The sequence below is a fragment of the Acidimangrovimonas sediminis genome, from assembly GCF_002871005.1.
Taxonomy (GTDB): Bacteria; Pseudomonadota; Alphaproteobacteria; order Rhodobacterales; family Rhodobacteraceae; genus Acidimangrovimonas; species Acidimangrovimonas sediminis.
Map to the genome: position 1 here is coordinate 16311 of NZ_PHSN01000031.1, position 11952 is coordinate 28262.

General features: G+C 68.6%; 11 protein-coding genes. 5 read left to right on the forward strand and 6 right to left on the reverse strand.

Annotation, left to right across the window (positions count from 1 at the left end):
* Window positions 1–7: 7 nt before the first annotated feature.
* The 5 genes from CVV76_RS21575 to CVV76_RS21600 form a co-directional block, all read right to left on the reverse strand.
* A complete protein-coding gene (locus tag CVV76_RS21575) occupies window positions 8–1711 on the reverse strand; it encodes an ABC transporter permease (RefSeq protein WP_102226756.1) in 1704 nt (567 codons plus the stop codon).
* A 133-nt stretch (window positions 1712–1844) separates the two neighbouring features.
* A complete protein-coding gene (locus tag CVV76_RS21585) occupies window positions 1845–2807 on the reverse strand; it encodes an ABC transporter substrate-binding protein (protein WP_102226757.1) in 963 nt (320 codons plus the stop codon).
* Between the two features lies 1 nt (window position 2808).
* Window positions 2809–3960: an ABC transporter ATP-binding protein gene (locus CVV76_RS21590; protein WP_102226758.1), complete on the reverse strand. Its 1152-nt coding sequence runs from the start codon at window positions 3958–3960 to the stop codon at window positions 2809–2811.
* A gap of 102 nt (window positions 3961–4062) precedes the next feature.
* On the reverse strand, window positions 4063–4392 hold the full coding sequence (locus CVV76_RS21595; protein ID WP_102226759.1) for an L-rhamnose mutarotase: 330 nt from the start codon (window positions 4390–4392) through the stop codon (window positions 4063–4065).
* Window positions 4393–4403: 11 nt separating this feature from the next.
* Window positions 4404–5252: an amidohydrolase family protein gene (locus CVV76_RS21600; protein WP_102226760.1), complete on the reverse strand. Its 849-nt coding sequence runs from the start codon at window positions 5250–5252 to the stop codon at window positions 4404–4406.
* 191 nt (window positions 5253–5443) lie between these two features.
* Between CVV76_RS21600 and CVV76_RS21605 the strand changes: the two genes are divergently transcribed.
* On the forward strand, window positions 5444–6421 hold the full coding sequence (locus CVV76_RS21605) for an aldo/keto reductase (protein ID WP_102226761.1): 978 nt from the start codon (window positions 5444–5446) through the stop codon (window positions 6419–6421).
* 10 nt (window positions 6422–6431) lie between these two features.
* Here the strand turns inward: CVV76_RS21605 and CVV76_RS21610 are convergent, their stop codons facing one another.
* The gene (locus CVV76_RS21610) at window positions 6432–7334 is read right to left on the reverse strand and encodes a GntR family transcriptional regulator (protein WP_102226762.1); all 903 of its coding nucleotides are present in this window, start codon (window positions 7332–7334) and stop codon (window positions 6432–6434) included.
* A 141-nt stretch (window positions 7335–7475) separates the two neighbouring features.
* On the opposite strand from CVV76_RS21610, the gene CVV76_RS21615 reads away from it, so the two are divergent.
* The 4 genes from CVV76_RS21615 (at window position 7476) to CVV76_RS21630 (ending at window position 11939) form a co-directional block, all read left to right on the forward strand.
* Window positions 7476–8501: an ABC transporter permease gene (locus tag CVV76_RS21615; protein WP_102226763.1), complete on the forward strand. Its 1026-nt coding sequence runs from the start codon at window positions 7476–7478 to the stop codon at window positions 8499–8501.
* A 69-nt stretch (window positions 8502–8570) separates the two neighbouring features.
* Window positions 8571–9530, forward strand: a complete 960-nt coding sequence (locus tag CVV76_RS21620; protein WP_233193092.1) for an ABC transporter substrate-binding protein — start codon at window positions 8571–8573, stop codon at window positions 9528–9530.
* Between the two features lie 54 nt (window positions 9531–9584).
* Window positions 9585–10358, forward strand: coding sequence for an ATP-binding cassette domain-containing protein (locus CVV76_RS21625; RefSeq protein ID WP_199178676.1), 774 nt, complete (start codon window positions 9585–9587; stop codon window positions 10356–10358).
* Between the two features lie 63 nt (window positions 10359–10421).
* Window positions 10422–11939 carry a UxaA family hydrolase gene (locus CVV76_RS21630; RefSeq protein WP_102226764.1) on the forward strand — a complete coding sequence of 506 codons (1518 nt, stop codon included), beginning with the start codon at window positions 10422–10424 and terminating at the stop codon, window positions 11937–11939.
* The last annotated feature ends 13 nt before the right edge of the window (window positions 11940–11952 follow it).

The window sequence follows — 11952 nt, forward strand, 5'->3', positions numbered from 1 at the left end:
GGGCCGTTCAGCCCGGCATCTCAAGCCGCCGCATGGCGGAGAGGATGACGATCGGGACCAGCGTGGTCGCGACGATGGCAAGAAAGGCCACCGCCATCCCTTCGCCCATCGACCCCTGGTCGAACTGCCGCCAGATGTAGGTGCCGATCGTGTCCACCCCCACCGGGGCGACCAGCAGCGAGGCGACCAGTTCCCGTGCGGCGACGGTGAAGACCAGCAGCATCGCGGCCAGCACGCTGGGCGCGACCAGCGGCACCAGCACCCGCCAGGCGGCACGGGCCGGGCCCGCGCCATGCACCCGGGCCGCCGCCTCGAGCGCGGGGTCGACCTGCTGAAAGGCCGCCACGGTATAGCGCACCGGCTGTGGCAGCAGGATGCAGACATAGGCCAGCACCAGGATCGCGAGCGTGTTGTAGGGCGTCGCGGGCAGGGCGGGCTGGTTCCACAGCAGGATCAGCCCCAGTGCCACCACCACGCCCGGCGCGGCGTTGGGCAGCATCGACAGCGCGTCGATCAGCGCGGCACCGGGGGCCCTTCGCCCGCCCCGGCTGCCCCGGCGCGCGGTGGTGAAGGCCACGGCAAGGCCCAGCACCCCCGCCATCACGGCGCTGATCAGCCCGAGACCGAAGCTCGTGCCAAGTGCGCTCAGCGCGCCGGAGCTGTCGGCCAGCACCGCGCGGAAGTTGCCCAGGCCCAGGTTGTCAGGTGTCAACCCGCCCGAGATCGTCCGGCTCAGCGCGGTCGCAAGGATCGCCAGCAGGGGCAGCCCGGTCGAGACGAAGGCAACCGCCGCGAACAGCACCAGCACCGGCAGCGCCCAGCCGCAGAGGGGGCGCGTGGCCGCCCGCGCGGCCTTGCCGCCCACCACCCCCGCATCGCGCCGCGTGGCGACCCAGCGTTGCAGCGCGAAGGCCGCCAGCGACAGCGCGATCAGGGCGATCGACAGAAGGGCAGCCTTGGGCAGGTCGATCGGCCAGTCCGACAGCGAGGTGTCGATCCCGGTCACCAGCACGTCGAAGCCGAAGCGCGCGCCCAGCACGGCGGGGGTGCCGTATTCCTCGATCGTCATGGCAAAGACCAGAAGGCCGCTTGCCGCCAGCGCGGGCGTGGCAAGCGGCAGCGTCACCCGCCAGAAGGCGCGCAGCGGTCCCGCACCGAACACCCGGCTGGCATCCGATGTGCGCGCGCCGATCGCGGTAAAGGCACGGGAGGCCGCGAAATAGACCACCGGGAAGCAATGCAGCGTCATCACCGCCACGATCCCGGGAAAGGAGAAAAGCTGGGGCCCGAGGCTCACCCCGGTCAGCTGTTGCAGGTAGCCCGCGGGCTGCAGCGTCATGATCCAGCCCAGCGTGGCGATATAGGGCGGGATCATGAACGGCACGAGGAACACGAGATCCCAGATCAGCGCGCCGGGCAGCCGCGTCAGGGCCCTCAGCGCGGCCAGCGGCACGCCCACCGCGAAAGAGGCGACGACCACACCCGCCCCCAGCGCCAGCGTGTTGCGCGTCTGGGTTGCGAAATCCTCGGATCGCAGCACCGTGGCCAGGTGGGCGAGGGGCCGCGCGAAGGAACCGGCGCCGATCTCGGGAAAGACCGCCTGCAACGCGATGAAGGCGAAGGGCAGGGCCACCACCACGACCAGCGCCGCGATCGTCGACCCGCGGCCCAGCAGGGGGAGAAGCCCGCCAGCCAATCTGCCCGTCGTCATTCGGGGGCCAGTCATTCGGGGGCCAGTCATTCGGGGGCCAGTCATGCGGGGGCCTGTCATTCGGGGGCCAGTCATGCGGGGGCGCCGCCTCGACGGGGCCGCGGCCCCGGTGAACGCGTCGCCCCCCATGGGTCTACTTGCCCATCGCCTTGGCGAAATCGCCGAGGATCGCGGCGCGCTTGGCCTGCGCGCCCTCGCTGTCGAGCTTCAGAAGCTTCAACTCGCTGATCGTCGGGCGCTTGGCGGGCACGTCGGTGCGCGCGGGCATCAGGTAGACCTTTGCGACCGCCGCCTGGCCGGCATCCGACAGCACGTAATCGACGAATTTCTTCGCCTCGTCCGCGTGCGTGGTGGATTTCAGGATCATCATCGGGCGCGGCGCCACCACCGTACCGCTTTCGGGGAAGATCACGTCGACCGACTCGCCCTTCGCCTTCGCCGCCATCGAGATGTAGTCGACCGCGCCGAACACCGCCGCCTTGGCGCCCTGCAACACCGGGTTCAGCGCGGCCTTGTTGGCGCCCGCGACCAGCACACCGTTGCCGTGCAGCTTGCCGAAAAGGCCCTGCTGACCGTTCCCGTCCAGCGCCGCGACCAGCTCGAAGGCAGACCCCGACTGCGCCGGGTCGGGCATGGTCACCTTGTCCTTGTAATAGGGCTTGGCGAGGTCGGACCAGTCGGTGGGCCTGGGCGTGCCGCTTTTCGGGTTCCATGCAATGGCGAGGGCGGAAACCCCTTCGGCCACGGCGGTGTCGGTCTTGAGGAAATCCGGCACCTTGGCGGCATTCGGGCTGGTGTAGGGCATGAGGAGGCCCTGTTTGGCAAAGCTGGTGGCCGTACCCCAGGAGGCCGAGATGACGACATCGGCCTGCGGGTTCGACTGCTCGGCCTTGAGCCGCGCCATCACCTTGCCTGTGGTGGCCTGGTAGAGGTTCACCTTGATCCCGCTTTCCTTGGTGAAGCCCTGCACCAGCGCCTTGGCCAGGCCGCCGGGGCCCGCGGTATAGACCGTGATGTCGGCCCGTGCGGCGGTGGCGGCGGCACTGGCGGCGGCGGTCAGGGCCGTGGTGGCGATGAGGAGGGAAAGTCTTTTCATCTCAATCTCCTGTCTGGGGATCTGCATGTTGGTCGGGGCCGCCTGCGAACCAGCGCAGGGCGGAGATGTTCAGCGAGAGCGGCAGCGCCTCGCCCGGATCGGCGCGCTGCGCCAGCGGCAGGTGCAACGTGGCGCCGCCGGGCAGGTCGAGCGTGGCGAGGTAGCCCTCGCCCTTGAACAGGCAGCGCCGGACGCGGGCGGTCAGGGCCGCATCCGCGGTGGCGCAGGGCGTCAGCGCGCGTCGGGTGAAAAGGACATGGGTCGTGCCCCGGGGGGCCGCCGCGGGCGGGGCGACCGGAGTGCCGTCGTCCAGCGCCCAGCCTTCGGCGCCCACCCGCACGGGCAGCACCGCGCCCAGCCGCAGGAAGGCCGCGATCCAGGCGCTGGCGGGTGCGTCGACCAGCCGCTCGGGCGGGGCGCTCTGCACGATGCGTCCCGCCGCCATCACCGCGACCTCGTCGGCCAGCGAGAACGCCTCGGCGTGGTCGTGCGTGACGTAGAGCGCGGTAAGGCCGAGGTCGGCCACCAGCGCAGCGATCTCGTCCACCATGGTCTCGCGCAGCTCTCGGTCGAGGTTGGAGAGCGGCTCGTCGAACAGCACCGTCCCCGCGCCCGATGCGATGGCGCGGGCGATGCCGACGCGTTGTTGCTGCCCGCCCGACAATTGCGCAGGCCGCCGCGCCGCCATGGTGCCCAGGCCCACCCGGTCAAGCGAGGCGAGGGTGCGGGCCTCGCGCTCGGCCCGGGGCACGCCGGCCATTTCGAGCGCGAAGGAGACGTTGCGCGCGACGCTCAGATGCGGCCAGAGCGCGTAATCCTGGAACACCATGCCGAGACCCCGCTTTTCGGGCGGCAGGCAGCGGCGCGCAGTGGCGTCCGCGACGACCCGGCCGTTCAGGGCGATGGTTCCGGCCGAAGGGGCCTCCAGCCCCGCGATGGCGCGCAGGAGGGTGGTCTTGCCGCTGCCAGACGGGCCGAGAAGCGCCAGCGCCCGGCCGGGGGCAAGGGACAGGTCGATGCCGCGCAGGATCTCGGCCGGGCCATAGCTGAGGCGCAGGGACGCGACCGCGATGGCGGCGGTCGCCGCCTCGGTCGCGTCAGTCGCTGTCTCCGTGCCGGCCACCTGTGGCCCGCCTGTGATCCTGTCGAACATGATCCCGTCCCCGTCTTGGGGCCAAGCCCTATGACGGCAAGGTAACACTTCGATAACACCGGGCATGATTGCCGGTGGCAGGGGGGAAAGGGGCGAGAGGGGTCAGGGCAGGTGGAAGACCTCTTCCATCGGCGCCCACCATTCGCCCTCGGCCCGGGTGTCGAGGGGGCGTTGCATCGGGCCGCAGAGCGCCCACCATTCGCGCGTCACCGGGTCGGCGGCGATGGCCGCGTTATCCGCCGCGAAATCCGTGCCGCGGTATTCCCAGTAGCTGAACATCAGGTTCTCTGGCTCGCGGAGGAAGATGGAGTAGTTGGTAATGTTCGAGGCGCCCAGCCGCGCCAGAACCCCGGGCCAGACGTCGGCATGCAGGCGCCTGTATTCGGGGATCTTCGCGGGATCTATGCCGATCACCAGGCCCATCCGTTGCATGACGTCTCCTTTCAGGTGTCCGCGCCGGGGCGCGTGTCGTCGAGGCCGTAGAACCGCGCCGCCGTGCCGCCGAAAAGCGCCTGGACGTCGGCGGGCGGCAGGTCGCGGGACAGGGTGCGGGCGGTGGCTATCCAGCGGGCGTAATCGCCGGCCAGTTCCAGCACCGGCCAGTCGCTGCCCCACATCACGCGGTCCGCCCCGAAGGCGGTCAGCACATGGTCGAAGACCGGGCGCAGGGTGTCGGCCGACCAGCCCGGGCCGAATTCGTTGGCAAGGCCCGAAAGCTTGCAGAACATCTGCGGGTGCGTGGCAAGCCGCGTCATCCCCGTGCGCCAATCGTCGCCCGGGTCGCTGCCCGTGAACACGGGCTTGGCGCAATGGTCTATGACGATCGGCAGGGCGGGGATCTCGGCCGCCAGCCTGTCGATCGTGCCGAGATGGCGCGGCGTGATCAGCGCGTCCAGCCGGAGCCCCGCCGCCGCGACCTCCCGCAGGCCCGCCAGCACCTCTGGGCGCAGGATCCAGCCGGTTTCCCCGATGTCCTGCAGCATGGGGCGCAGGCCGACAAGGTAGGGGTCGGACAGGCGGTGGAGTTGTGCGCGGACATCTCCCGCGAGGTCGATCCAGCCGACCACCCCGCGGATCAGCGGGGTCTCGTGCGCGAGGCCGAGCAGGAAGCGCGTCTCCTCAAGCGTGGGGGCGGCCTGCACCACGACGGTGCCGTCGATGCCGGCCGCGCGGGCGAGGGGGGCCAGGTCGACAGGCAGCAGGTCGCGCCGGATCGGCGCCACGCTGTCGTCCATCCAGGAATAATCCCCCCGCGCGATGCGCCAGAAGTGCTGGTGCGCGTCGATGGCCACCGGATCTCCTCCCCAGTTTCCTCTTGCCCGACGATATGGTTCTTAATAATAAGAAACTGTATTCGGGGAGGAATACGCATGTCAACAACACCGATCGTGCCCTTGGGCACCCGCCGCCGCGCCCGCCGGGCCGGGGCCTGTCTGTCTTTGTCCGGGGCCCTGCCGGGCCGCGCCATTGCGGGAGGGGCGGCATGAAGACGAACCGGATCGGCCGCACGGATGTCGCGGTGACCGAGGTGGCCTTCGGCTGTGCCAGCATCGGCAATCTGTACCGCGAGGTGACCGAGGACGAGGCGCAGGCGGTGCTTGCCGCCGCGTGGGACGCGGGCATCCGTTACTTCGACACCGCGCCGCATTACGGGCGGGGGCTGGCCGAGATGCGGCTGGGGCGGTTCCTGAAGGGGCGGTCGCTGAAAAGTGGGGCGGGCTTTGCGCTGTCGACCAAGGTGGGGCGCATCCTGTCGCCCGCCGCGGCGCCCATTTCCGAGGCCGACGGCTACGTCAACCCGGCGCAGAACGACATGCGCTACGATTATTCCGGCGACGGCATCGAGGAAAGTCTGGCGCAAAGCTTCGAACGGCTGGGCGTGACTCGGGCCGATATCGTCTACGTCCACGACATCGGGGAATACACCCACGGCGCGGCCAACGCGGCGCATATGGAGGCCTTCCTCGGGTCCGGCTACGCACGGCTGGCGCGTCTGAAGGAACAGGGGCGGATCGGGGCCTTCGGGCTTGGCGTCAACGAATGCGAGGTCTGCCTCGAGGTGATGGACCACGGGCCGCTCGACGCGATCCTGCTGGCCGGGCGGTTGACGCTGCTGGACCGTTCGGCCGAGGCGGCGCTGGTGCCGCGTTGCCTTGAGGCGGGGACGAGCCTTGTGCTGGGCGGCGTCTTCAACTCGGGGATCCTCGCCACCGGGCCGGTGGAAGGGGCGACCTACGATTACGGCCCCGCGCCGCAGGAGGTGCTGGACCGTGTGGCCGCGCTGAAGGCCCGGGCCGATGCGCATGGCGTGCCGCTGGCCACCGCTGCGCTGGAATTCGCGCGGCGTCATCCGGCGACGGCGGCGGTCCTGCTGGGGACGGCGAAACCCGCCTCGCTTCGCCGCAACCTCGATGCGCTGTCACGGCCGTTTCCCGCCGGGGCCGAGGCCGCGCTGGCCTGAGGCTGCATTCTCAGCCCAGGTCGTGATGGCGCAATGAGGACAGCAGCGTCGACTTGGAGGTTTTCAGGTGACGCCGCGCCGCCTCGACCGCCGCGTTCCCGTCGCGCGCCTCGAGCGCGTCGATGATCGCCAGATGCTCCTCGATCGCGGCGGCGTTGCGGGTCTTTTCCAGGGTTTTGTCCCACATGTAGTGGTAGTGGAAGATCAGCGAGATGACCTTCTGGAACTCGGCCACGAAGCGGTTGGAAACGACCCCGTTGATCGCCATGTGAAAGCTTTCGTCGAGCTTCGAGAACTCGTGGTAATCGGTATCGATCCGCTGCTTCAGCGCAAGATGGCGGGTGCGGAGCGCGTCGAGCTGGTCCCAGATCGGATGGTCGATCGGCGCCTCGGCGGCATGGGCCACCGCGTTGAGTTCCAGCACGGAGCGGAAATCCGACAGCTCGATCGCGAATTCCCGGGTGAAGCCGCGCAGCATCCAGCCGCCCTGCTTGCGTCGCCCGACGAGGCCGAAGCGGCTGAGGCCCGCAAGGAATTCCTTCAGCTCGTGCTGGGGCACGTCGAAGCTGCGCGACAGCTCCGCCACCGAGAGTGGCGTATTGGCGGGCACGTCGAAGCGCAGGATCCAGCTCAGGAACCGCTTCTCGAGGTCCTCGCTCGACCCGCCATGTTCCGGAAGCGCGATCCGGTCTGCCGGGGCGGGCGCGCGCAGCAGGTGTTTCTCGCGCCCGTCCCAGGAAATCAGCCCCAGTTCCTGCAACCGCGCAAGACATCGCCGGATCACCGTGCGGCTGACCCCTGCCGCGTCGCTCAGCGCCGTTTCCGCCGGCAGGGCGGCCCCGACCGGCAGCGCGCCGCAATAGTCCAGAAGCCGGTTGAAGGCCTCGCGGTAGCGGGTGTCACTGCGCGCCATTTTCCCGGCCCCTCCCTGTTCTTGCGGTCTGGTCCACCCGGATCCGCCTGTTTTGTTTGAAATTATAAAAAACACTTGACGGGAATCAAGAGGGCGATGTGTAGTCTTAAATAATTAAAGTCTGATATGTGAGGGAGGCATATGTCGGATACGAGCAAGCCCGCGCAGGGATTCCGTCTTGATGCCCTTATGCCCGGGGAGGGGCAGATCCACCGGTTGTCGGCCCTGGCCACGCTGCTGCTTCTGGTGGCGGGGTTCTCGATCGCCAGCCCGGCCTTCTTTTCGGTGAACAACGCGCTGACCGTGCTGTTGCAGACCTCGGTGATCGGGCTTCTGGGCATCGGCATGACGATGGTGATCCTGACCGGCGGCATCGACCTGTCGGTGGGGTCGGTGCTGGCGCTGTCGGGTGTCGTGTCGGGGCTTGCGGTGAAGGCGGGGGTGCCGGTCGCGCCGGGAATGGCGCTGGGTATCGTGACCGGCGCGGCCTGCGGCGCCTTCAACGGTTTCGTCATCACCAAGCTTCGGATCACGCCCTTCGTGGCGACGCTGGGCATGATGCTGATTGCGCGCGGCCTTGCCTTGCAGGTGACCGGCGCGGTGCCGGTGTCGGGGCTGGGCGAGGGGTTCGGTACGCTGGGCAACGGCGCGCCGTTCCGCATCGTCCACATGAAGCCGAACGGGTTTCCGCAGGTGCTGTTTCCGGGCATCCCGTACCCGGCGATCCTGCTTCTGGTGATGGCGGTGGCGGGGGCCTACCTGCTGCGCCGGCGCCAGCTGGGCCGCCACATCTACGCCACCGGATCGAACGAGGAGGCGGCGCGGCTGTCGGGCGTGCGCGTCGACCGGGTGAAGCTTTACGCCTACACCATCACCGGGGCGCTGGCGGGGCTTGCGGGCAACGTGCTGATGTCGCGCCTCGTCACCGCGCAGCCGAGCGAGGGGATGTTGTCCGAGCTGGACGCGATCGCCGCGGCGGTGATCGGGGGCGCGTCGCTGATGGGGGGCGTGGGAACGATCTCGGGCACCATGATCGGCGCCTTCATCATCGGCACGCTGCGCAACGGGCTCAACATGGCCGGGGTCTCGGCCTTCATTCAGCAGATCATGATCGGCCTCGTCGTCATCGGCGCGGTCTGGATCGACCAGATGCGGAACCGGCGCTGAGGGAGAGCGGCGCCGGCCCGGCAGGGCGACCCCCGGGGAGGGGGCGGACAACAACGGAGGAGGAAGACGATGACGACAACGAAGATGGTGCGGATGCTGGCCACCACGGCGGCGGTGGGGCTGATCGCAGGATTGACCGCCGGTGCGGCAGGGGCGGCCGAGATCGCGGTGATCGTGAAGACCACGAATTCCAACTACTGGCAAAACGTGAAGAAGGGCGCCGATGCGGCCCTCAAGGGCCAGTCGAAATATACCATGAGCTTCGACGGCCCCTCGGCGGAAAGCCAGATCGCCGACGAGGTGAACATGGTCGAGAACGCGATCAACCGCGGCGTCTCGGGCATCCTGCTGGCGCCGTCGGATCCGGATTCGCTGGTGCCCGCGGTCAAGAAGGCGTTCGAGGCCGGGATCCCCGTGGTGATCATCGACAGCGCGCTGTCGAAGAGCGGCGACAAGTATTACCAGTCGTTCCTGTCCACCGACAATTGCGCGGCGGGCGAGCTGGTGGCCAAGCGCATGATCAAGGACGCGGGCGACACCGGCAAGATCGCGATCATGTCCTACGTGCCGGGCGTGGGGTCGGAAATCGGGCGCGTCGGCTGCTTCACCAAGTACGTGAAGGCGCATTCCAGGCTGTCGATCGTGGGCCCGTATTATTCGCAAAGCCAGATGTCGACCGCGCTGAACCAGACCACCGACGTGCTTTCGGCCAACCCCGACCTGGTGGGGATCTTTGGCGCGAACGAGCCTACCGCGGTGGGCATGGGCCGGGCGCTGGTGCAATCGGGCAAGGCGGGCAAGCTTGTCGCGCTCGGCTTCGACGGCAACAAGGACGAGCAGCAGTTCATCAAGGACGGCGTCTTGCAGGCCACGGCTGTGCAGGGCTCGTTCCAGATGGGCGACATGGGCGTGAAGACCCTGATCAAGGTGATCGAGGGCGACAAGGTGCCGAAGCATGTCGATACCGGGGTGGTGCTGGTCGACAAGACCAACATCGCGACGCCCAAGGCCGAGAACGTTCTTTACTGAGATCGGAAGGGGGCCATCGGGGCCCCCTTTCACCCCGCAAGCAGAGGTCACGCAATGTCACAGCCGCTGGTCGAGATGATCGACGTCGAGAAGCATTTCGGAGGGGTCCGCGCGGTCGATCACGTCTCGCTCGATCTCTGCGCTGGTGAGGTGGTGGGGGTGCTGGGCCACAATGGCGCGGGCAAGTCCTGCCTCATGCGCATGCTCTCGGGCGCCATGGTGCCCTCGGGTGGCGAGATCCGGATCGGCGGCGAGGCGGTGCAGATGACCAGCCCCAACGACGCTCGCGACCGGGGGATCGAGACGATCTACCAGACGCTGGCGCTGGCCGATCACCTGGACGCGCCCGCCAACCTGTTCCTTGGCCGCGAGCTGAAGACGCGGTTCGGCAATCTCGACGATACGCGGATGCTGCGCGAGGCGCGCACGGTGCTGGCGCGGCTGAACCCGAATTTCAAGAACCTGCGCGATCCGGTCTCGTCGCTGTCGGGCGGGCAGCGGCAGGTGATCGCGATCGCCCGGGCGATCTATTTCGACACGAAGATCCTGATCATGGACGAACCGACCGCGGCGCTGGGGCCGTCCGAGACGGCGATGGTCGCCGACCTGATCCGCCAGTTGCGCGACGAGGGGATCGGGATCTTCCTCGTCAGCCACGACATGCACGACGTGTTCGATCTTTGCGACCGGGTGGTCGTGATGAACAAGGGGCGCCTCGTCGGGGCGCATCGTATCGACGAGGTGACCAAGGACGACGTGCTGAGCCTGATCATCAAGGGCGAGCTGCCCGCCGACTGGAGCGCGCGCAACCTCGCCCCCGCCCTCTGAGATTCACCCCCCGGACGGCGCGCCCTGACGGCGCGCCCGCCGCGATTGCCCCCGAGAAGACACATGCCCGACACTCCGCTCGCCCTGCGCCTCCACGAGGCCGATAACGTCCTGGTGGCGCTGGCCGCGCTGTCCCCCGGAACCGAGGTCGAGGGGATCCGCCTGACCGAGGCGATCCCCGCTGGCCACAAGCTGGCGGTGCGCGCCATCGCGGCGGGCACGCCGGTGATGAAATACGGCCAGATCATCGGCACGGCCACCGCCGACATCGCACCGGGCTGCCATGTCCATGTGCAGAACCTCGGGATGGGAGAGCACAAGCAGGATTACGGCTTCGGTTCCGCCGCGCATGCCCTGCCGCCGGTCGACACGCCCGCCACCTTCCGGGGCTATCACCGCCCCTCCGGCCGGGTGGGGACGCGCAATTACCTCGGTATCCTGACCTCGGTGAACTGCGCTGGATCGGTCGCGCGCTTCATCGCCGAGGAGGTCGAGCGTCAGGGCTGGCTGGCGGGGTTCCCGAATATCGACGGCGTGGTGCCCATCGTCCACGGCACGGGCTGCGGCATGGCGGGCAAGGGAGACGAGGGGTACGAGACGCTGTTCCGCACGTTGGCGGGTTATGGCCACAACCCGAATTTCGGCGCAATCCTGATGGTGGGCTTGGGCTGCGAGGTAATGCAGATCCCCGACCTCATCGACCGCCGCGCACTCAGGGACGACGCGCGGTTCCGCTACATGACGATCCAGCAGACCGGCGGCACGCGGGCGACCGTGGACAAGGGCGTGGCGATCTTGCGCGAACTGGCCGAGGAGGCGAACCGCGCCACCCGCGAGGAGGCGCCTGCAAGCGCGCTGTCGCTGGGCATGCAATGCGGCGGCTCCGATGGGTATTCCGGGATCACCGCGAACCCGGCGCTGGGGGTCGCGTCGGACCTGCTGGTGCGCCACGGCGGGATCTCCATCCTGTCCGAGACGTCGGAGATCTATGGGGCCGAACACCTTCTGACCCGCCGCGCGGTGGATGCGCCAACGGGCCGCAAGCTCATCGACCTGATCGAGTGGTGGGAGGATTACACCGCCCGCAACAACGGCCAGATGGACAACAACCCCAGCCCCGGCAACAAGCGCGGCGGGCTGACGACAATCCTTGAGAAAAGCCTTGGCGCCGTGGCCAAGGGCGGATCGGCCCCGCTGGCCGGCGTCTACCGCTACGGCGAACCGATCGACGCGCCGGGCTTTGCCTTCATGGACAGCCCGGGCTACGATCCCTGTTCGGTCACCGGGCAGATCGCCTCGGGCGCGAACCTCATTGCCTTCACCACCGGACGGGGAAGCGTGTCGGGATACCGCCCCGTGCCGTGTCTCAAGATCGCCTCGAACGCGGACCTGTGGCGGCGGATGGAACCTGACATGGACGTGAATTGCGGCGAGGTGCTGGACGGGGTCAGCCTCGAGGACAAGGGCCGCGAGATCTTCGATCTGATGTTGCGCGTAGCCTCCGGGGAGGAGACCAAGAGCGAGGCGCAGGGGTTCGGCGCGGTGGAATTCGTGCCGTGGCAGATCGGCGCGGTGATGTGAACGAGGAGGGGAC